This window comes from Micromonospora sp. NPDC047756 (genome assembly GCF_055587245.1).
On sequence record NZ_JBVJGQ010000003.1, the window covers coordinates 567423 to 588500 of the forward strand.

Below are 21078 nucleotides of genomic sequence, written 5' to 3' on the forward strand. Positions count from 1 at the left end.
TCCGCAATCCTCGATCAAGACTGACTACCAGGTCGGGCCAGGATCGACGAGCGGCACCGCAGCGAGGGAGTCGGGCACGGACGTCGTCCACCGGGCAGGACGTCGGACGTTACTTTGTGGATTGACAGTCATCGATCTCTAGCTCATCCTGACCTCGTGGACCCCGGGGCGAGAACCACAGTCACCATCACGCTGTGTGACGTCTCGCAGGTCTGACTGCCGTTGCGGCGAACGGCATGAGGACAGCCAAGCGCGCCCGCGTCCCCTCACGTGTCCAGGGTCAACCTGGCGCGTCGTAGGGCCCGTGGTCGCAATCCCTACGCCCGCCCAACCTAGGAGACGGCATGCGTCGTAACACAATGCTCATCTCGGTGATCGCCGGCCTGTTACTGGCGCTCGGCCTCGCCCCACCCGCGTCGGCGGCCCCGGCCTTCCGCGCCCTGGTGTTCAGCAAGACCACCGGCTACCGCCACGACTCGATCCCCGCCGGGATCAGCATGATCCAGCAGCAGGCGGCGGCGAACAACTTCGAGGTGGTGGCCACCGAGGACTCCAGCGTCTTCACCGCCAGCAACCTGGCGACCTTCGACGTCATCGTCATGCTCCAGACCTCCGGCATGGTCTGGACCTCGACGGCGCAGCGCCAGGCGGTGGAGGGCTACCTCGCCAGCGGCAAGGGCATCGTCGCCATCCACAATGCCACCGACATGGGCATCGAGGGCGAGTACCCGTGGTGGGACCAGACCATCAACGCTGGCGCCCACATGCCCGAGCACTCCCCCGGCGTGCTCCAGGGCACTGCCATCGTCGCCGACAAGAAGCACCCGTCGACGGCCAGCCTGCCGGATCGGTGGACCCGCAGCGAAGAGTGGTACAACTTCGACGCCAACCCGCGCGGCAACGTGCACGTGCTGGTGACCGCCGACGAGCGCACGTACAACCCGGGATCCCGGGCGATGGGCCCGGATCATCCGATCTCCTGGTGCCGTAACACCAGTGGCGGGCGGGTGTGGGCCACCGCGATGGGCCACGCGATCGGCTCCTACAGCGAGGCGAACTTCCAGAATCACGTGCTCGGTGGCATCAAGTGGGCGGCCGGTAACGCCGCCGGTGACTGCGGCGGCACCGTCTGGGGCAACTTCGAGAAGCGCACCCTCGACGACAACACCGTCGACCCGATGGCGCTGGGTGTGGCACCGGACGGCCGGGTCTTCTACGTCCAGCGCGGCGGCCAGGTGAAGATCTTCAAGCCCTCCACCAACAGCACCGTCACCGCCGGCACGCTCAGCGTCTACACCGGCGGCGAGGACGGCCTGACCGGCATGGCGCTGGACCCCAACTTCGCCACCAACGGCTACATCTACCTGTACCACTCGCCGGCCAACAGCAGCACCGACGTCAACCGGGTCTCCCGCTACACGGTCAGCGGTGACACGCTGAACACCTCCAGCGGCGTGACGATCATCGACATCCCGGCGTACCGGGACCGGACGTTCGCCGAGCCCGGCCACACCGGCGGCTACATCAAGTTCGGTCCCGACGGCAACCTCTTCATCGGCACCGGCGACGACACGCCGCCGAACCTGGACCCGAACTGGCAGGGCTACGCCCCACTGGACTGGCGGTCGGGCAAGTCCAACCTGGATGCCGCCCGCAGCGCCGGCAACACCAACGACCTGCGCGGCAAGCTGCTGCGCATCCGGCCCTCGACCAACGGTGGCTACACCATCCCGTCGGGCAACCTCTACCCCCAGGGCACCGCGCAGACCAAGCCCGAGGTCTACGCGATGGGCTTCCGCAACCCGTTCCGCTTCTCCATCGACCCGGCCAACGGCTGGGTCTACCTGGCCGACTACGGCCCGGACCGGAACCCGCCCACCACCAACCGTGGCCCGGAGGGCCTGGTCGAGCTCAACGTGATCAAGACGCCCGGCAACTACGGCTGGCCGTTCTGCCACGGCAACAACCAGCCGTATGCCCCGTTCAACCCGGACACCGGCGTCGTCGGATCGAAGTTCAACTGCTCCGCGCCGGTCAACAACTCGCCGAACAACACCGGTCTGACCAGCCTGAAGCCGGTCGTCATGCCCAACATCTGGTATGGCTACCCCGCCTCGACGACCTTCCCCGAGCTCGGCTCCGGCGGCTCCGCTCCGATGGGTGGGCCGATCTACCGGTACGACGCGGCGAACCCCTCCGAGACGAAGTTCCCGCCCTACTACGACGGCGTGCACTTCTTCTACGAGTGGGCGCGCAACTACGTCAAGGAGGTGCACTTCGACTCCTCCTCGGCGGTGACCCGCACCAACCCGTTCCTGCCCAACGTGCGGTTCAACAAGCCGATGGACATGGAGTTCGGCAAGGACGGCTCGCTCTACATGTTGGAGTGGGGCACCAACTTCGGCGGCGGCAACAGCGACTCCGGGCTCTACCGGATCGACTACAACCAGGGCGGCCGGTCACCGATCGCCAAGGCCACCGGCACGCCCACCAGCGGCAGCGCCCCGCTCACCGTCCAGTTCAGCAGCGCTGGCACGTCCGACCCGGACGGCAACACGCTGAGCTACCTGTGGACGTTCGGCGACGGCACCACCTCGACGGCGGCCAACCCGTCGAAGGTGTACACCTCCAACGGCAACTACACCGCCCAGTTGAAGGTCACCGACAGCACCGGCAAGACCGGCTTCGCCAACGTCCCGATCACCGTCGGCAACAGCGCCCCGGTGGTCACCATCACCACACCGGGCAACGGCGGCATGCTGACCTTCGGTGACAAGGTGTCGTACCAGATCACCGTGACCGATCCGGACGGCGGAACGGTCGACTGCTCGAAGGTGTTCCTCAACCCGGCGCTGGGTCACGACGACCACGCCCACGAGACCACCGAGTACCCGGGCTGCTCGGGCACCATCTCCACCGACCTGCTCGGTGGGCACCCCGATGGCGCCAACCTGTTCTACGTGCTGAACGCCCGGTACACCGACAACGGCGGCTCGAGCGGCGGAGCCCCGCTCACCGGGACCGCGCAGGCGATCCTGCAACCGAAGCACAAGCAGTCCGAGTACTTCAGCAGCCAGTCGGGCATCCGGGTCGTCGACCAGGCTGCCGCGGAGAGCACCAAGCGCATCGGTGACATCTCCTCGAACGACTGGATCGCGTTCAGCCCGATGAACCTGTCGGGGATCTCGACGGTCAGCTACCGGCTGTCGTCGCCCTCCGGCGGCGGCTCGATCGAGCTGCGGGCCGACTCGCCGACGGGCACCCTGCTGGCCACCACCACGGTGCCCAGCACGGGTGGCTGGGACAACTACCAGTCCACGACACCGGTGAGCGTCGCCGCCCTCGGCGGTACGCACACGCTCTACATGGTGTTCAAGAACGCCAACAACTCGTTCGATCTGGACTCGCACACCTTCGGCGGCAACGGCGTCGGGACACCCGGCACCGGCACCGGCACCGGCCTGGCCGGCAAGACCTACACGGTCACGGCGCAGCACAGCAACAAGCTGCTGGACGTCAGCGGTGTCTCCACCGCCGACGGCGCCCAGATCACCCAGTGGGCGAACACCGGTGGCAACAACCAGAGGTGGCAGGCGGTCGACGCCGGTAACGGCGCGCTCTACCTGAAGGCGGTCCACAGCGGCAAGTGCGTCGAGGTCACTGGCAGCTCGACCGCGGCGGGTGCCTTCCTCCAGCAGGCCACCTGCAACAACGGCAACCAGCAGAAGTTCACCGCCACCGCGACGGGCACCTCCGGCGTCTACACGGTGAAGAGTTCGCTGAGCGGGCTCTGCATGGACGTCAACGGCGCTTCCACGGCCGACGGCGCCCGGGTGTTGCAGTGGACCTGCAGCAACGCGACCAACCAGCAGTGGCGCTTCACCGCGCTCTGACCTGCGGCTGTCGCGGTAACAGATGACGTCCCGGTCGGGACCGGTATCCGAGAGTCGGAGCCGGTCCCGGCCGGGACGTCTTTTGTCAGTTCGGCTGCCCGGCAGCGCCGGGCGTACCGGCCAGCAGCCCCGCCGCCGCCAGGGCGCCCCACAGCTCCTCGGGTACGGCGACATCGCAACGTCGTACCGTCTCGGTCACCTGCGCCTCGGTGCGGACACCGACCACCGTCGACACCACGGCCGGGTGTTGGCGGACGAAGGCGAGTGCCGCCTGCGGCAGTGTCACCCCGTACGTCTCGCAGACGGTGGCGATCCGCCGCGCCCGCTCGATCACCGCCGCCGGGGCCTGCTCGTAGTTGTAGACGGCATCGGCCGGCGGCCGGTCGCGGGACAGCAGGCCCGAGTTGTAGACGCCCGCGATGACGACGCCCACCCCCCGGCTCTCGGCGGCCGGCAGCAGGTCGGCGGCGGCGCCCTGTTCGAGCAGGGTGTACCGCCCGGCGCACATCATCACGTCCACGTCGGTCTCCCGGACGAACCGGGCCAGCATCGCCGACTGGTTCATCCCGGCGCCGATCGCGCCCACGACGCCCTGATCGCGCAGATCGACCAGGGCGGGCACGGCCTCGTGCGCGGCCTGCTCCCAGTGGTCGTCCGGGTCGTGCAGGTAGACGACGTCGATCCGGTCCAGCCCGGTCCGCTCCAGGCTGGCCTCGATGGAGCGCAGCACGCCGTCGCGGCTGAAGTCCCACACCCGCCGGTGGGTGGCGGGCACGTCGAAGCCGTCGGAGTCCCGCAGGTGCGCGTCCTGCTGCGACGGCACCAGGAGTCGCCCGACCTTCGTCGACACCACGTACTCGTCGCGCGGCCGTTGGCGCAACGCGACGCCGAGGCGGCGTTCGGACAGCCCGAGACCGTAGTGCGGTGCGGTGTCGAAGTACCGGACGCCCGCCTCCCACGCGGCGTCGACCGCCGAGGCGAACTCCTCGTCCGTCGTCGTCCGGTACAGGTTGCCCCCCTGGGCCGCGCCGAAGCCCAGCTCGCTGAGGCGTACCCCCGGGCGGCGCGGCAGCGCGCGGGCCATCATGACGCCTCCAGCCGGTAGACGCGGCGCGCCGTCCCACCCCAGATCGACGCCGGGTCGGCGTCGTCCTGGCCGTCCAGCAGCTCCGCGAGGGTGTCGACCCAGCGCTGGTACGAGCTGGCCAACAGGCAGACCGGCCAGTCCGAGCCGAACATCAGTCGGTCCGGCCCGAACGCGTCGAGGGCGTCCTCGACGGCGGGTCGAAGGTCAGCCGGCGTCCAGTGCGGGTGCGGCACCTCGGTCACCAGCCCGGAGAGCTTCGCGGTGGTGTTGGGCGAGGCCGCCAACGACCGCAGGTCCCGGCTCCACCCGGCCATCTCCGGGCTGCCGAGCGCGGGCTTGCCGAGGTGGTCGAGGACGAAGCGCACCTCGGGCAGGTCGCGGGTGAGACGCACGGCCATGGGGAGCTGGTGTTGGCGTACCAGCAGGTCGAAGACGAGACCGGCGGCGCCCACCGCCGCGATCCCCCGACGGACGTCGGGACGGTCCAGGTACGCCGGGTCGGTCTCGGACTGCACGAGGTGGCGGATGCCGACGAGGCGCTCCCCGCCCCGTCCGGCCCGCAGCCGCTCAAGTCGCTGCGTGACGTCGTCGGCGGTCAGGTCCACCCAGCCGACGACCCCACGGACGAGGGTGTCCTCGGCGGCGATGGACAGCAGGTCCACCGTCTCCGTGTCGGAGGCGATGGACTGCACCACCACTGTCGCGGTGACCCCGGCGGCCCGGGCCGGTGGCGCGAGATCGGCGGGTTCGAAGTCGGCGTCGATGGCCGCCATGGTCACCGGGTCGATCCACGGCTGCGGGTGCCGTGCCCGGACCCAGAGGTGGTGGTGTGCGTCGACGATGCCGGTCTGCCGGTGTTGCTGCGCGCCCGTCATCGGCCCAACCAGCCGCCGTCGACGGGCAGCACCACGCCGTTGACATAGTCCGACGCCGTCGACGCCAGGAACACGGTGGCACCGCCGAGATCGTCGGCCCGGCCCCACCGCCCGGCCGGAATCCGGCCGAGGATCGCCTGGTTGCGGTCGGGGTCGTCGCGTAGCGCCCGGGTGTTGTCGGTGGCGATGTAGCCGGGCGCGATGGCGTTGACGTTCACCCCGTGGGCCGCCCACTCGTTCGCCAGCGCCTTGGTGAGGCCGGCCACGCCCGACTTCGAGGCGGCGTAACCGGGGACGGTGATGCCGCCCTGGAAACTCAACAGTGACGCGGTGAAGATGATCTTCCCTCGGCCCCGCTCGACCATCGTCCGGCCGAGCTCCCGGCTGAGGATGAACTGGCTGCTGAGGTTGACCTCGATCACCTGGTCCCACATCTCGTCCGGGTGCTCCGCGGCCGGGGTCCGGGCGATCGTGCCGCCGTTGTTCACCAGGATGTCGACCGGCCCGAGAGCGGTGATGTCGCGGGCCAACCGGTGCACGGCCGCCCGGTCGCCGAGGTCCGCCCGCAGTCCGGTGAACCGGCGGCCGGTGGCGCGCACCCGGCGTTCCACCTCGCTGCCCTCGGCTTCGAGCTGGGCGGAGACCCCCACGATGTCGGCGCCGGCCAGGGCCAGCGCCTCGGCCATGGCAAGACCGATACCCCGCCGCGCCCCGGTCACGACGGCGGTCTGGCCGGACAGGTCGAACAACGCCGTCACTGGTTGTCCTCCCGCACATCGAGCAGCACCTTCATGACGCCGCCGCCCTCCAACGCCTCGAAGGCCGCGCCGGCCGCCTCGACCGGCTCGACCCGGGAGATCAGCCGCTGTGCCGGGATGGCACCCGAGGCGACCAACCGGATCGCCTCGACCATGTCGTCGCGCTGATACAGCCGGGCACCCAGGAGTTCCAGCTCACGCCAGAAGAACCGGTGCAGGTTGACCTCGCGGGGCTGCGGATGGATCGCCACCATGACCAGCCGCCCACGGGTGGTGAGAACGTCGACAGCGGTGGTGACGCCGGCCGGCGCGCCGGACACCTCGAAGGCGATGTCGGCCCCCGCGCCATCGGTGCGGTCGTTGACCAGGGCCACGACGTCGGTCGCCCGCGGGTCGACGGCCTCGATCCCGACCCCCTCCGCCACCTCGCGCCGGAACGGGTCCGGCTCGACGAGGAGCACCCGCGCGCCACGGCCCCGGGCGACGGTGGCGATGAGGACGCCGACCGGCCCACCACCGACCACGACCACCTGGTCGTCGGCGGTCACGTTCCCCCGGCGTACGTCGTGCACGGCGACCGCCACCGGCTCGACGAGCGCCGCGTGGTCGAGGGGCAGCTCCTCCGGAAGCGGCAGGACCAGGTCCACCGGCACCGTCCAGGAGGACTGCATGGCACCCGGTGAGTCGATGCCGAGGAAGTTCATCGCGTGGCAGACGTGTGAGTTGCCCCGCTGGCAGGCGGCGCAGCGTCCGCAGGGCCGGGTCGGCATCACGGTGACGGCCTGACCGATGGTCCAGCCGGTCACGCCCTCGCCGACGGCCGCGATCCGTCCGGACATCTCGTGCCCGATGATCGCGGAGTCGCCAACCCGGGCGTCCATGTCCCCGTGGTAGATGTGCAGATCCGTACCGCAGATGCCGGTGTACGCCACCTCGATCCGTACCTGTCCGGGGCCGGGTGGCTCCGGGTCGCGGTTCTCGATCCCGAGGTGTCGCGCTCCCCGGTAGACGACTGCCTTCATCGTTCCTCCGTCTCGACGGTCGGTACGTCGGTCGTGCCGATCGGGCATGGTCGTGGGTGCACCGCCGTCGCGATGCACCCACGCCCTTCCTTGTCTGGTGCTCAGCTCAGTGCCGTACGGTCGGCGACACCTCGTTGCGGGAGTTCAGCGACACGACGGGCACCTGGCGGGTGGGGATCACCCCGTCGACTCCGGCCAGCAGCCGTCGACCGGCCCGCTCCGGCCGGACGTTGGGGCTGTCGGCCGTCGGCGCCTGCGGACGGCGGTTGACCGCCCGGATCCGCTCCTCGTCCACCCGGACCCCGAGCCCGGGTGCGTCGCCGAGGATGAAGGCACCATCCTCGACGTGCAGGTCGATGGAGACACCAACGGGTGTGTGCAGGTCCTGCAACTCGCTGGTCAGGTGGTTCGGCACCGAGGTCGCGGCGTGCAGCAACCCGACCGGGCTGTTGCCGATCGGGCTGACCGGCAGATCGTGGGCATGCGCCAGGGCGGACGCCCGCAGGAAGTGGGTGACCCCCCAGACGGCCGCCATCTGGACGATGTCGACCGCGCCGGCGGCGATCAGGGGACGGTACTGTTCGAGCCCGGTCAGGTTCTCACCGGTGGCGACCGACGCGGACACGCCTCGACTGACCGCGGCGAGACCCTCGGCGTCCCAGCGCCGGACCGGCTCCTCGATCCAGATGAGGTCCAGGGTGCGTTCCAGCTCGCAGACGTGTCGGACGGCCTGCTTACGGGTCCACGCCTCGTTGACGTCGAGCATCAGGCCCGGCCGCCGGCCGTGCCCGGCCTCGGTCAGAACCTCCCTGACCAGGCTCAGGCGGTGTCGATCGCGCTCGATGTCGAGGCCGCCCTTGAGTTTCGCCGCCCGAAGGCCGTGGCTCGCGTAGACCTCGTACTCGGCGACGAGTTCGTCGTCGGTGAGACCGATGTCCAGGCCGGAGGCGTAGGCGGTGACCCGCCGGTCGCGTCCGCCCAGCAGTCGCCACAGCGGCTCGCCGGCGGCCTGCGCCTTGATGTCCCACAGCGCGGTGTCCAGAGCGCCGATGGTGCCGAACACCGGGCCGGCGTGGCCGGCCTTGAAGGTGTGCCGCAACATGCGGTCGTACAGGGACGTCACGGCACGGGGGTCTTCGCCCTCGATGGCTGGAAAGATCCGCTCGATCTCGACGTGCGGCCCGAGGCCGACGCCGGTGATGCCCTCGTCGGTGTCGACGAGGACGATCGAGACCGGGACCACCCCGTCGGCGAACACGCCGTTGGCGTCGCCGACGGGGCGCCCCCATTCCTGGACCGTGGTGAGCGTCCGATATCCCGTGATCCGCATGTCAACCCTTCGTGGAACCGGCGGCGACGCCGTCGGCAATTTGGCGCTGGAGGAACAGGTAGACCAGTAGGACGGGGATGGCGGCGATCAGCACCCCGGACGCGAAGGTGGGGATGTTGTCGGAGTACTGCCCTCGCAACGAGGTCACCCCGATCATCAGCGTCCGGTTCTCGGCCGAGGGCATCATCACCAACGCCATGAGGACGTCGTTCCAGCAGAACAGGGCATTGAGGATGCCGACCGACAGCAGCGCCGGAGTGCCCAGTGGCAGCATGATCCGGCGATACACGCCGTACACCGTGTTGCCGTCGATCCGGGCGGCGTCGACGATCTCCGGTGGGATGCCCTTGTAGTAGCTCGTCATCAGGAAGACGGTGAAGGGCAGGAACTGGGCCACGTAGACGAGGATCAGACCCGGGTACGTGTCGATCAGCGCGGTGTCGGCCATGATCCGGGCGAGCGGCACCATGATCACCTGGAACGGGATGAAGAGTCCCGCGAGGCAGCCCAGGAACAACGCCGACGAGCCACGGAACCGCAACTGGCTCAGCGCGAAGCCGGCCATCGACCCGAGCAGGAGCAGCAGCAACACCGACGACGTCACCACGACCAGCGAGTTGACGAAGTAGCGGCCCATGCCGACGCTGGTCCACGCCGTGCTGATGTTCTCCCACTGCAGAGTGCTGGTCAGGCCGAACCGGTCCAGGATGTAGTCCCGGCGGGTCTTCAACGCGACGTTCGCGGTGAAGATCAGGGGGTAGATCGTCGCCACCGCGAGCAGTGACATCGGGATGGCGATCATCCACCGTCCCAGTCGGACGCGGGACATCAGTCCACCTTTCCCGATCGTTCGAGCAGTTTGATCTGCAACATTCCCACCACGAGCATGATCGCGAAGAGGATCGTGGACGCGGCGGACGCGAGAGCCGGGCGATTCATCTGGCCCTGCTGAATCCAGATGTAGTACTCCGGCAGGTACGTCGAGCCCTCCGGGCCGCCGCTGGTCATCACGAAGAGCAGCCCGAACATCGAGGTCAGCATCCCGATCATCGTGGTCACGAAGACGAACTGGATGGTCCGGGCGAGGCTCGGGATGATCACGTGCCAGACGACCTGGCGCAGCGACGCGCCGTCCACCCGGGCGGCGTCCAGCAGCGCGGCGTCCAGCGTGGCGAAGCCGGCGAGGAACACCACCAGCGCCATCCCGAAGGTGGCCCAGATGTGCACGCCCACCACCATGAACATCGCCACGTCCGGGTTCCCGAGCCAGTCCACCGGACCGACGCCGATGGCCCCGAGGACGGCGTTGAGAGGGCCGTCGAAGGCGAGCAGCAGGTTGAAGATCGCCCCGACGATGACCGGTGAGAGCACCGCCGGAAAGAAGTAGACGCTGCGGTAGAAGCGGTGGCCCGGCACGCGGAGGAAGATGAACGTGGCGAGGAGGCCGGGGATCGCCACCGCCACCGGCAGCAGCAACACCAGCAGGCCGACGTTGCCCAGCGCGGTGCGGAACAGCGGATCGGCGAACAGTTCCTGGTAGTTGCCGAACCCGACCGCTTCTCCGTTCCGGTCACCGTCGCCGGTGAAGGAGAAGTTGACCCCGAGGATCAGCGGGTAGAGCCGCAGCGCCACGATGATCAGGACGGCCGGGGCGATCAGGATGTAGGGGGCGTAGCGCTCGGCTCCCAGGCCGCCACGGGTGCGACGGGGACGGGTGCCACCGCGGTGCGCGGGAGAGGTGGCCGCCGGGCCGCCGGCCCGCCCGGCCGAAGCCAGGCGGACCGACGGTTGCGTGTTTCCGATCGGCACGAGGTCAGCCCGCCTGGTCGGAAGCGGCCAACTGCTTCACCACCTCGTCGACGGTGATCGAACCGCTGAGCAGCTGCTGGGAGAGGCGCCCCATCAGGTCGATCGTCTTCGAGGAGAGCGCGACGTGCAGAGCCGGCTTGCCGGTCTTGAGCTCGGCGACGATGGTGGAGGCAGCCGGGCCGGCCTGCGAGACGTCGATCGTGATGTCGGCGGCGATCGCGCCGGCGTCGGCGTAGAACGCCTTCAACGCGTCGGCCGAGGTCAGGGAGCGCACCAGGTCGGCGGCCACCTTCGGGTCCTTCGTCCACTTGGCCACGGCGTAGCCGATGCCACCGTCGTACGGCAGGCTCGGGGTGGTGCCGGCGGTGACGACCGGGGGCTTCATGACGCCGAGCTTCTCCGCGGTGAGGAACTCGTTGAAGGACTTCCAGTGCCCGACGTCGGACATGAGGCCCATGACGTGGGCGGCCTTGCCGGACTGGAAGGCGGCGAAGGAGTCGTTGAACATCGCGGTCGAGTTGGCCCCGTCCGTGTTCATCTTCTTGTCGCCGGTCTCCTTCCACGTTTCGAAGACCCGCTTCACGTTGGGCGAGGTCCAGTCACGCTTGCCGGTGATCCAGGCGTCGTACTCCGCGGCGGTGAGGGTGACCGACCCCATGCTGGAGAGCCAGAACTGGATGCCGACGCCCTCCTTGTTGCCGAGGGCGAAGCACCTGGAGCTGGCCTTGGCGATGGCGGCGCAGTCCGCGACGAACTTGTCCCAGGTGGTGGCCGGGCTGGCCGGGTCGAGGCCGGCCTTCCGGTAGATCTCCTTGTTGTAGTAGATCGGGTAGCCCTGCAGCGTCACCGGGCTGCCGTAGACCTTGCTGTCCTTGGTGAACGCGTCCCATCCGGCCAGCCGCTGCTTGTCCTCGGCCACGTAGTCGGTGATGGGCACCAACGCGTCCACCCGGTCGCGGATCTGGCCACCACCGTTGAACATCATGACGTCGGGGCCCTTGCCGGACTGAATCGCCGCGCCGAGCAGGGTGTAGTACTGGTCGAACGGCTGCGCGACGAACTCGACCTCGACGTCGGCGTGCTTCTTCTTGAAGTCGGCCTTGGCCTTGTCCAGATAGGATTTGGCGAATGGCTCGCCGGATTTCCAGTCCCACACGACCAACTTGCCATCGGAGCTGGTCGACTTGCCCGAATCGCTAGCACTTCCACAACCGGCCAGGGCCAGGCCCACAACGAGGACGGCCGACCATATTGCGCGCTGTCTCATCAGTTGTCACCTCTATATGGGGGGTGGCCGGCGGGCGCCCCGCTAGCCAAATGTTGACCGGAAGGTAACTCGTATGACGTGTTACGTCAACGGTCGGCCGTACACTGATCCGGACGTCGTGCCACGGCGAGCCATCGGAGGGGGACATGACGCCACCGCAGGACACAGCCCTGAACAGCCCGGGGACCCCGGCATGGGTGCGTCGGCCGACCAACCTCGCCAGGGCGGTCACGGCCGAACTGGTGGAGCGAATCGTCCGCGGCGTACATCCGTCCGGGTCGTCCCTACCCCCCGAGCCGATCCTCTGCGAGACCTTCGGCGTGAGCCGGACCGTCGTCCGGGAAGCCGTCAAGATCCTTCAGGAGAAGGGGCTGGTGCAGGTCCGCCAGGGCGCCGGCACGATGGTGACCCCGCCGGCGCACTGGGACATGCTCGACGAGCTGGTCCTCGCGGCGACCATCGCGGTTGACGACAGCCTCGCCATCCTCGACGACCTGGTCGTCACCCGTCGGGTGCTGGAGTCCGACATGGCGAACGTCGCCGCCCGCCATGCCGACGCCGAGACCGTTGATCGACTGCGCGCCATGGTGGACCGGATGGACGAACTCGTCGACGACCACGTCACCTACCACGACCACGACCGGGCCTTCCACGACACGATCATGCAGGCATCCGGCAACCGCATCGCCCGTGGCGTCGTCCGCGCGCTGGAGAGCCAGGTCATCAACACCGCCCGCTACATGGGCCGGACCGAGCGCGCGCTGTGCGTGGCGTCCAACCAGGGTCACCGACGCATCTACGAGCGCATCGCCGCCCACGACTCCAACGGCGCCGCCGAGGCGATGTTCACCCACATCACCGAGGCCTGGCTGGTCCGCCGCAGTGGCTCGGGGAGCCCCGGCCGCCTCGAACGCTGATCGTCCCGGACGACCGACGGCGCCCACCCCCGTGTACGGGAGCGGACGCCGCCGAACAGGTCAGGAGAACTGGGCGAAGAACCTCCAGATCTCACCCTTGGTCCAGGTCGTGACGCCGCTCTCGGAGTAGGTGCCATCCACCGGACCGGGCATGTGGCCGTTGTCGTACGCGGCCCATTGCACCGGGTACCCGGACCTGCAGCCGGAGTAGACGGTGGTGATGTGGGCGCGGCTGCCGCCGGCCGGCTCGGGCGGGTTCTGGGCGGTGCAACCGTTGTTGCGGACGAAGGTGTCGCGCAGCGCCCTGCCCTGGGAGATGCTCAGGACATTGTCCGAGATGCCGTGCAGCCCGAAGTACGCGATCGGCTGCGTTCCACCACTGCACCCGCTGATCTGCGCGCCGGAGATGACCGCGACGGCCCGGAAGACGTTGGCTCGGGCGCAGGCGACGGCGTAACTCATGCCGCCACCCCAACTGAAGCCGAGCGCGAACCGCTGCCTCGGGTTGACGCAGAGGCTGCTCTCGATCCGGGTGATCATGTCGTCGACGAAGGTGATGTCCTCACCGCCGGAGTTGCCCCAGCCGTTACCGAATCCCTGGGGCGCCACCAGGATGGCGCTGTTGTTCGACTGCTCCTGTTGCCCGTAGTAGGACCAGGCCGTCCCGCTGGTGCCGCCGGAGGAGATCTCCTGCATGGTGCCGCCCCGCCAGTGGAAGGCGAAGATCAGCCGGTAGGGGTTGCTGTTGTTGTAGTTGGCGGGCACCCGGAGGATGAAGGTCCGGCTCTTGCCGTTGCTCTGGATCGTGTGCGTGCCGCTGGCCAGCGTCGGTGCCTTGCCGCACCCGCTACCACCCGACGGTGGAGGGGTGGTGCCACCGCCGACGGCGACGAGCTGCCACTGCTGGTTGGTGCCGCCCCAGTCGGCGTACTGGACGACGTTTCCACCGTCGGCGGTGGACGCGCCCTGCACCTCGACCGCCTTGTTGCTGTTGCGGTTGATCAGCCGAACGTAGCCGCCGTCCGAGTCGGCCAGCCGGAACTGCTGGTTCGTCCCGTTGAGGTCGGACCACTGCACGATCGCGCCGCCGTCAGCGGTGGAGAAACCACTGACGTCGAGCACCTTGCCCGAGAGCCGCGACTTGATCCGGTAGTAGCCACCCCCGGAGTCGACGAACTGCCACTGCTGGTTGACGCCGTTGTTACGCGTCCACTGGCTGATCCGCGCGCCGTCGTTGGTGGCGGAGGCGTACAGGTCCAACGCCTTGCCGCTGTTGCGGTTCACCAGCACGTACGAGGCGTTGGTGTCCACTGTCGCTGCCGCCGCGGGCGCCGCGTTGACCGCGACGAGTGCGCTGGCTGCCATGGCCGTGGCCGCCGCCGCGGCCAACCCTGAGCGCCAGCGAGATCTGTGCCGAGAGGCGGGACGAGCCTCAGCGAGGGCTTTCATGGTCCACTCCTTCGATCGGGGTCACCCACGAGCGGGGGCGCCCGCGCGTGCCGTGGCGTGCGTACCGGCGTCATGGTGGTGGCGTCAGCACGTCTGGGTGGGGTGTGCGGGCAACCCACGACAAACGGCGTACGTCGATGGCGATGCCACGATCCGGGCTTCGTGGCAGGCCGCACGAGGGGCGCGGCTCGACGTCCTGGCTCCCGGTGGCCGGGTGGCCCGCGGGGAGAAAATTAGCGGGTGATACGTCATACGTCAAACGATTGCCATCGATCCGCAGGATCCCGCCACGGGTCGCCTGACGGCCACGGCGGCCCGCCCCGGATGGGGGCGGGCCGCCACTGGTCACACCTCGCCGGGGGCGGGCACCGGCCGGATCCCGAGCGGCCGGCAGCTCCCGCTCACCTGGTTGATGACGCCGGTCGTCAGCCGATCCGGACCAGTTGCCACTGCTGGTTGGTGCCGCCCCAGTCGGCGTACTGGACGATGTTTCCGCCGTCGGCGGTGGACGCGCCCTGCACCTCGACCGCCTTGTTGCTGTTGCGGTTGATCAGCCGAACGTAGCCGTCGGCCGAGTTCGCGATGCGGAACTGCTGGTTCGTGCCGTTGAGGTCGGACCACTGCACGATCGCGCCGCCGTCAGCGGTGGAGAAGCCGCTGACGTCGAGCACCTTGCTGGAGTTGCGGGACTTCACCCGGTAGTAGCCACTCCCCGAGTCGACGAACTGCCACTGCTGGTTGACGCCGTTGTTGCGCGCCCACTGGCTGATCCGCGCCCCGTCGGTGGTGGCCGAGGCGTACACGTCCAGTGCCTTGCCGCTGTTGCGGTTCAACAACACGTACCAGGCGCTGGTGTCCACGCCGGAGCCCGGCGGGGGCGTGGTGGGCGGGGTCGAGCCGCCGTTGAGGGCGTCCAGGACGGCGGTGTACGCGGCCTTCTTGTTGCCGTTGCAGTCGAACAGCAGCGCGTTGTCCGAGCCACGCCACGAGTCACAGTCCCGCACGCCCCAGGTGGTGATCCCGGTGCAGCGCGAGACGGCCAGGCAGGCGCGGGTGACGGCGCCGTAGATGTTGGCCTGGTTGCCGCCGGTCATCACGTCCAGCTCGGTGATCTGGACGTCCACGCCGAGGTCGGCGAAGCGCTGCAGGTTGGCCTGGTAGTCACCGGCCAGCGAGGTGCCCAGGTGCGACTGGAAGCCCACGCAGTCGATCGGCACGCCACGGGACTTGAAGTCGCGCACCATGTTGTAGATGCCCGTCGACTTCGCGTTGATCCCGTCGGTGTTGTAGTCGTTGTAACACATCTTCGCGCCCGGGTCCGCAGCCTTCGCCGCCCGGAACGCCGCCTCGATCCAGTCGTTGCCGGTGCGCTGCATGTTCGAGTCGCGCCGGCCACCCGAACCGCCGTCGGCGAACGCCTCGTTCACCACGTCCCACGAGTGGATCTTGCCGCGGTAGTGCGTGGCGACCTGGGTGACGTGGTTGATCATCGCGTTGCGCAACGCGCTGCCCGACATGCCCTGCGCCCAGCCCGGCTGCTGCGCGTGCCACAACAGCGTGTGGCCCCGCACGCCCATGCCGTTGGCCTGCGCGTGGCTGACCAGGCGGTCACCACTGGAGTAGGTGAAGTTGTTCTGCTGCGGCTCGGTGGAGCTCCACTTCATCTCGTTCTCGGCCACGACGTCGTTGAACTCACGGTTCAGGATCGTCGTGTAGGCGCTGGTCGACAGCTTGTTGACGGCGACAGCAGCGCCGAAGTAGCGGCCCTTCTCGGCGGCGGCCGCCTTCAGGGTCGTGCCGGCACCGGATGCGGGGGTCAGCGCCACCGTCATGCCGGTGGTGAGGGCGACGGCCATGGTCGCCGCCGCCAGCATCGTTCTCATGGGTTTCATGGCGTTCCTTTTCAGTGGTTGCATCGGTGGTGGTGATGTGCCACTTCGCTCGGGGCGACCGGTCGGGACGGTCTTCCTGGCGTCCGACATCAGCACGCAGGTCTGCGAGGGCTGTCGCCGGCATCTGCCGGATCCCGAGGTGACGGCCGCATGCCCTTGCGGACGTCGTTATCGGAGGCACGATCCGTACGGCTCGCCCGGTGAGCCAAGACAGCGATCGTCCTCTATATCGAGAGTGAGCGATAACATGCCGTTCGTCAAGACGTAACGGGCCGTTCACGCCGATCTCCCGGAACGCCGCGTTTCGCCCGGGCCGAAACGCGCGAGGTGACAGTGCTCAACGCCGCGCGACCAGCGGACGAGCCGCACCGCCGGGCCGTCGGGATCACTTCAGAGGGCAATCCTGTTATCGCTCACAGTCGTCACCCGGCAGCGGCTGCCGAGCAGCTCACGAACACCCGGCGGTCGTGCCACTCGCCGATGGGTGCGCCGGTTCGGCATCGACGCGTACGCCGGCGACGAGATCGGCGGTGGTGTGCGCACTGATGCCGGGCTGCGCGGCGTCGGCGAACCGCTCGACGACCGCCCGGACGTGTCGTTCGGCGGGGGCGGCGAGGCCGTCGTAGACGGCTGCGAACAGCTCCCGCGCCGGCTGCCTGAGCCACTCCCGGGGAAGAAGTTCCACCGGCAACTGCGGGTCGAGGACGGGGAAACGTCGGAAGGTGTCCATGACCTCGGTCCGGGCCCGCACCGCCGCGGCGCCGTCGACCTGCCCGGACGCCACGGCGGGCAACAGTGGCGTCCAGCGACGCAGGAACACGTCGTAGCTCCGGCTGATCGCCTCGATGTCCCAGGCCTCGATCGGCGCACGGTGGATGGTCGAGGCGAGCGCGGTCTGCCGCCCACGAAACACCGTGACCGCGCCGAGGGTGAGCTGGTCGAGCTGGGCCCGAGCCGCGGGGGTCAACGTCTGCGGCGAGATCCACAGCCCGTCGTACAGCGGCGCGTAACCGAGCCACCGAAGTTGCGCCCGCAGCGCCCGGCGCTGAGTACTGCGGTCCTGCGGCAGCGAGAAGGCGACGATCGTCCAGCTACCGTCCCACCGGCCCGTCGAGGCGGTGGAGGCGAGAATCCAGCGCCCTCCGGCGGAGAGGTTGGCGGCCGCGGCGCGGCTGAGCCGGTAGGAGCTGCGTCGCCCCAGTCGACTGCCCTCCAACACGCCACGGCGGGCCAGCCGGCTGATCGCGGTCCGCGCTCCGGCCGTCGTCACGCCGGTCTCCCCGAGCAACGCGACGATGGCGGCGGACGGGAGGGCGACCCGGGTCCGCAGCGTGTAGTCGGCCAGCAGGGTCACCGCGACACCCTGGGGTGAGTTGCCGACCTGCCGGCGGGGCAGGCGGAGGGTGTGGTCGCCGTCGTCCGGATAGATCTCGTCGATGTCGAAGAGGCTTGCCACAGGCGCTCCGTGCTCCTCGGGGACGGTATGACGACTGTAGACGGACGGGCGCGCCGTGCTGCAAATAGACATTCCTCGATTGACACTTGCTGGTCCGAGCGGAACACTAATTGCCACGCGACGCCATCCGGAGCAGGGCTGGGCGAGTCAACAGGTAGCGGGCATTGTGTGCGATCACCGCGGGAGTCGGGCAGACCCGCGACCGGATCGCCCGACCAATCCAGCCTGCACAGGCAATCGAAGGAGTCGTGCGGTGAAAATCAGAAGGAAACTGCTACTCGCGCTGGCCGCGTCACTGGTCGCGGCCGGCCTGGTGGCCCCCACGGTCGGGCCCGCGTACGCGGCGTCACTGACCGAGGTGACCAGCTTCGGCGACAACCCGGGCCGGATGCGCATGCACGTCTACGTGCCGGACAACCGCCCGGCCCGGCCGGCGGTCGTGGTGGCGATGCACGGCTGCGGCGGGTCCGGCCCCGGGTTCTACTCCGGAAGCGAGTTCGCCAGCCAGGCCGACCGGTACGGATACATCGTGATCTACCCGTCCGCGACCCAGCAGGCCGGCTTCGGCAACTGCTTCGACACCTGGTCGGACGCCGCCAAGCGGCGTGGTGGGGGCAGCGATCCGGTGTCGATCATCAGCATGATCCGGTACGCACAACAGCAGTACTCGGCCGACCCGGAGCGGGTCTACGCCACCGGCAGCTCATCCGGCGGCATGATGACAAACCACATGCTGGCCCTCTATCCCGACGTGTTCAAGGCTGGCGCCGCGTTCATGGGGGTGCCGTACAACTGCTTCGCCAACGCGGCGGACTACCCGCCCGGCAGCAGCCAGTGCACCGGCGGGAACATGAACCGGACCCCTCAGCAGTGGGGCGACGCGGTGCGCCAGGCGTACCCCGGCTACTCCGGGCCCCGGCCGCGGGTGCAGCTGTGGCACGGCACCAACGACACGCTCGTGCCGTACTCGCTGTTGCAGGAGACGATCGAGCAGTGGACCAACGTGTTCGGGCTGAGCCAGACACCCACCTCCACCGACACGCCCCAGGCCAACTGGAACCGGCGCCGGTACGCCGACAGCAGCGGCACCGTCCAGGTCGAGGCGTACAGCATCCAGGGCGCCGGGCACAGCCTGCCCTCCGGTGGGATGGCCGCGTCCGCCATCGCGTTCTTCGGACTGACCAACACCACGACCCCGCCCCCGACCACCCCGCCGCCGACCACCCCGCCCCCGACCACCCCGCCCCCGACCACGCCGCCCCCGACCACGCCGCCGCCGACCTCCGGCGCCTGCCGGGTGACGGTCGCCATCAACGCCTGGAACACCGGTCTGACCGAGAACATCACCGTCACGAACACCAGCACCAGTGCCGTCAACGGCTGGTCCGTGGTCTTCACTCTGCCCAGCGGGCAGACCATCACCTCGGGCTGGAACGCCACCTACTCGCCCAACTCGGGGCAGGTGACAGCCCGCAACGTCGCCTACAACGGCGGCATCCCCGCCAACGGCTCGGTGAGCTTCGGCTTCCAGGCCAGCCACAGCGGTAACAACGCCCGGCCGTCCTCGTTCACCCTCAACGGCGCGTCCTGCACCGTCGCCTGAGAGCGGGGTCGACGTCCACACGAGCGTGCGCCGGTCACCACGAGGTGGTGACCGGCGCACGACTCGTTCGGCGTGGTCAGGATCAGCGGTAGCCGGCGTTCACCACACTGGCCTGTACGGCGTTCTCGACCGCGTCGGACGGGTAGCCGGCGACCATCGCCCCCTCGTAGAAGGTGCCGGCGCTCAGGTTGGCGCCGCCGTCGGGCTTGCAGCAGTCACCGCCGCTGCCCAGGATGATCGCGCCCTGCTTCTTCATCGGGCTGTATCCCGGCGGGAGCGAGCCGTCGTACAGCGTGTAGAGGTTGCCAGCCTGCGCGTCACTGCCCTTGATGGCGAATCGGGTGGTGCCGTTGTTCTTCAGCGTCGCGGTGACGAACTTGCTGGTGAACGAGCGTTGGTTCGGGTTCCAGGAGCTGCTGCCGCCCGGGAAGAGACCCCACTCCAGGTCCGCCTGCACCCACGGGCCACTGCCGGAGCAGCCGCCGAACCAGCACTGCTTGCTGAAGTTGATGGCGTCCATCGCCCCGGCGGCGTCGGCCTTACGGGTGGTCTCGCTGTTGCCGTAGTCGAAGCAGCATCCGCTGTTGACGTGGGTGCCGCTGGTGACCATGTACATGCCCTCGGGCGCCGCGCCGGTCGGCACTCCGGTGAGGTGCCCGTCGCGCCAGTAGCTGTTGCCCGGGTTGATGTAGAGCGAGTACGCCTTCGCGCCGCCCACGGTCAGCGACTCCGAGGTGGCGATCGCCGGCCTGCTCTGCGGGGAGCCCGGAACGACGCTCGACCCCTGGTACCAGAGGTCGTTGCCGCGCCCGGACTGGTCGAAGACCACGGTGACCACGCAGGTCGTGCCGGTGCAGAACGAGTCCTGCGTCGAGGCGTTGGCGGTGCCGCCGATGCCCGTGAGCCCGATGTTGCGGGTCGTGTTGTCCGACGAGCGTCGGACCTGGTAGAGGTTGCCGGCGTACGCCTCGTAGAGCGCCCGGGTGGTGCTGTGCGCCGCGATGCACGGGGTGCCACCGGAGGCGTAGATGTCGCACGGGCGCGCGCCGGTCGGCGGGTTGGTCGGCGGCGGGGTGGTGGTGGTCGGCGAGGTCCACTGCTGGTTGGCGCCGCCGTTGCACGCCCAGAGGATGATCTTGGTGCCGTTGGCGGTGGCGGCGGCGTTGGCATCGAGACACAACCCGGACTGCACGCCAGTGATGGTGCCGTTGCTGTTGACGTTCCACTGCTGGTTGTTCTGGCCGTTGCAGTCCCAGATGATCGCCTGGGTGCCGTTGGCGGTGCCCCGGCCGGAGGCGTCCAGGCACTTGTTGCCGTACACCTGGAGCTGCCTGCTCGACGTCCACGTCCAGGTCTGGCCGGCAGCGCCGTTGCAGTCCCAGAGTTGTGTCTGGGTGCCGTTCGTGGTGCTGGAGTTCGGCACTTCGAGGCAGCGTCCGGACGGCGTCCCGATGATCCGGGTGCTCTGCCCCGGCTCGATCGCGGCGGCCATCGGGGCGGCGGCGGCCTCGGCGGACGGCGACGGGGCACCGGGGGCGGCGCCGATGCCGACGAGAGCGGCGACGAGAGCACCCGCCAGGGCGCTCATACGGCGGGCGCGCTGACGCCTCGGAATGAGGTGAGGGGCCTTTCCGGGCCCGACGGGGGACGGATTTCGCACGAGGCGGCTCCTCGGAGTCGTGGAAGCGCGGGGGGATGTGTCGACGCGCCACGGGGAGGG

Annotated in this window: 15 protein-coding genes; 3 read left to right on the forward strand and 12 right to left on the reverse strand. The window is 69.1% G+C overall.

The annotated features are described in order from the left end of the window. Positions 1–344 precede the first annotated feature (344 nt). Entirely contained in the window at positions 345–3893 is a 3549-nt protein-coding gene (locus ACZ6NZ_RS11950) for a ThuA domain-containing protein (RefSeq protein ID WP_465858136.1), read from the forward strand. 85 nt (positions 3894–3978) lie between these two features. On the opposite strand, the gene ACZ6NZ_RS11955 is transcribed toward ACZ6NZ_RS11950, so the two are convergent. From ACZ6NZ_RS11955 to ACZ6NZ_RS11990, 8 genes are all read right to left on the reverse strand, one after another. Beyond that, on the reverse strand, positions 3979–4980 hold the full coding sequence (locus tag ACZ6NZ_RS11955) for an aldo/keto reductase (RefSeq protein ID WP_465858138.1): 1002 nt from the start codon (positions 4978–4980) through the stop codon (positions 3979–3981). Then, positions 4977–5855 carry an amidohydrolase family protein gene (locus ACZ6NZ_RS11960; RefSeq protein WP_465858140.1) on the reverse strand — a complete coding sequence of 293 codons (879 nt, stop codon included), beginning with the start codon at positions 5853–5855 and terminating at the stop codon, positions 4977–4979. Before ACZ6NZ_RS11960 ends, ACZ6NZ_RS11955 begins: the two co-directional genes overlap by 4 nt. Continuing rightward, a complete protein-coding gene (locus tag ACZ6NZ_RS11965; RefSeq protein ID WP_465858142.1) occupies positions 5852–6613 on the reverse strand; it encodes an SDR family NAD(P)-dependent oxidoreductase in 762 nt (253 codons plus the stop codon). Before ACZ6NZ_RS11965 ends, ACZ6NZ_RS11960 begins: the two co-directional genes overlap by 4 nt. Continuing rightward, positions 6610–7635, reverse strand: a complete 1026-nt coding sequence (locus ACZ6NZ_RS11970) for a zinc-dependent alcohol dehydrogenase (protein ID WP_465858144.1) — start codon at positions 7633–7635, stop codon at positions 6610–6612. Before ACZ6NZ_RS11970 ends, ACZ6NZ_RS11965 begins: the two co-directional genes overlap by 4 nt. A 106-nt stretch (positions 7636–7741) precedes the next feature. Beyond that, complete coding sequence (locus ACZ6NZ_RS11975; protein WP_465858146.1) at positions 7742–8965, reverse strand: mandelate racemase/muconate lactonizing enzyme family protein; 1224 nt, start codon at positions 8963–8965, stop codon at positions 7742–7744. Position 8966: 1 nt separating this feature from the next. After that, positions 8967–9794, reverse strand: coding sequence for a carbohydrate ABC transporter permease (locus tag ACZ6NZ_RS11980; protein WP_366611345.1), 828 nt, complete (start codon positions 9792–9794; stop codon positions 8967–8969). Next, positions 9794–10774, reverse strand: coding sequence for a carbohydrate ABC transporter permease (locus ACZ6NZ_RS11985; protein ID WP_465858149.1), 981 nt, complete (start codon positions 10772–10774; stop codon positions 9794–9796). The genes ACZ6NZ_RS11980 and ACZ6NZ_RS11985 overlap by 1 nt, the downstream gene beginning before the upstream one ends. Positions 10775–10778: 4 nt before the next feature. Further along, positions 10779–12041 (reverse strand): ABC transporter substrate-binding protein, encoded by a 1263-nt coding sequence (locus ACZ6NZ_RS11990; protein ID WP_465858151.1) that lies wholly within the window; start codon positions 12039–12041, stop codon positions 10779–10781. A gap of 146 nt (positions 12042–12187) precedes the next feature. On the opposite strand from ACZ6NZ_RS11990, the gene ACZ6NZ_RS11995 reads away from it, so the two are divergent. Next, complete coding sequence (locus ACZ6NZ_RS11995; RefSeq protein WP_366611339.1) at positions 12188–12958, forward strand: FadR/GntR family transcriptional regulator; 771 nt, start codon at positions 12188–12190, stop codon at positions 12956–12958. Positions 12959–13018: 60 nt separating this feature from the next. Here ACZ6NZ_RS11995 and ACZ6NZ_RS12000 read toward each other — a convergent pair whose 3' ends face one another. The 3 genes from ACZ6NZ_RS12000 to ACZ6NZ_RS12010 form a co-directional block, all read right to left on the reverse strand. Then, positions 13019–14407 carry an RICIN domain-containing protein gene (locus tag ACZ6NZ_RS12000; RefSeq protein ID WP_465858153.1) on the reverse strand — a complete coding sequence of 463 codons (1389 nt, stop codon included), beginning with the start codon at positions 14405–14407 and terminating at the stop codon, positions 13019–13021. Positions 14408–14832: 425 nt separating this feature from the next. Then, positions 14833–16290, reverse strand: a complete 1458-nt coding sequence (locus ACZ6NZ_RS12005; protein ID WP_465858418.1) for an endo-1,4-beta-xylanase — start codon at positions 16288–16290, stop codon at positions 14833–14835. Between the two features lie 457 nt (positions 16291–16747). Next, positions 16748–17755 carry a PaaX family transcriptional regulator gene (locus ACZ6NZ_RS12010; RefSeq protein ID WP_465858155.1) on the reverse strand — a complete coding sequence of 336 codons (1008 nt, stop codon included), beginning with the start codon at positions 17753–17755 and terminating at the stop codon, positions 16748–16750. Between the two features lie 253 nt (positions 17756–18008). Between ACZ6NZ_RS12010 and ACZ6NZ_RS12015 the strand changes: the two genes are divergently transcribed. After that, entirely contained in the window at positions 18009–19358 is a 1350-nt protein-coding gene (locus ACZ6NZ_RS12015; protein ID WP_465858157.1) for an extracellular catalytic domain type 1 short-chain-length polyhydroxyalkanoate depolymerase, read from the forward strand. A gap of 82 nt (positions 19359–19440) precedes the next feature. Here ACZ6NZ_RS12015 and ACZ6NZ_RS12020 read toward each other — a convergent pair whose 3' ends face one another. Continuing rightward, a complete protein-coding gene (locus ACZ6NZ_RS12020; protein ID WP_465858159.1) occupies positions 19441–20946 on the reverse strand; it encodes an arabinofuranosidase catalytic domain-containing protein in 1506 nt (501 codons plus the stop codon). Positions 20947–21078 lie beyond the last annotated feature (132 nt).

Coding starts and splice junctions, on each gene's coding strand:
- ACZ6NZ_RS11950 (WP_465858136.1), top strand. CDS start 345: ATGCGTCGTAACACAATGCTCATCTCGGTGATCGCCGGCCTGTTACTG.
- ACZ6NZ_RS11955 (WP_465858138.1), bottom strand. CDS start 4,980: ATGATGGCCCGCGCGCTGCCGCGCCGCCCGGGGGTACGCCTCAGCGAG.
- ACZ6NZ_RS11960 (WP_465858140.1), bottom strand. CDS start 5,855: ATGACGGGCGCGCAGCAACACCGGCAGACCGGCATCGTCGACGCACAC.
- ACZ6NZ_RS11970 (WP_465858144.1), bottom strand. CDS start 7,635: ATGAAGGCAGTCGTCTACCGGGGAGCGCGACACCTCGGGATCGAGAAC.
- ACZ6NZ_RS11975 (WP_465858146.1), bottom strand. CDS start 8,965: ATGCGGATCACGGGATATCGGACGCTCACCACGGTCCAGGAATGGGGG.
- ACZ6NZ_RS11980 (WP_366611345.1), bottom strand. CDS start 9,794: ATGTCCCGCGTCCGACTGGGACGGTGGATGATCGCCATCCCGATGTCA.
- ACZ6NZ_RS11990 (WP_465858151.1), bottom strand. CDS start 12,041: ATGAGACAGCGCGCAATATGGTCGGCCGTCCTCGTTGTGGGCCTGGCC.
- ACZ6NZ_RS11995 (WP_366611339.1), top strand. CDS start 12,188: ATGACGCCACCGCAGGACACAGCCCTGAACAGCCCGGGGACCCCGGCA.
- ACZ6NZ_RS12000 (WP_465858153.1), bottom strand. CDS start 14,407: ATGAAAGCCCTCGCTGAGGCTCGTCCCGCCTCTCGGCACAGATCTCGC.
- ACZ6NZ_RS12005 (WP_465858418.1), bottom strand. CDS start 16,290: ATGAGAACGATGCTGGCGGCGGCGACCATGGCCGTCGCCCTCACCACC.
- ACZ6NZ_RS12020 (WP_465858159.1), bottom strand. CDS start 20,946: ATGAGCGCCCTGGCGGGTGCTCTCGTCGCCGCTCTCGTCGGCATCGGC.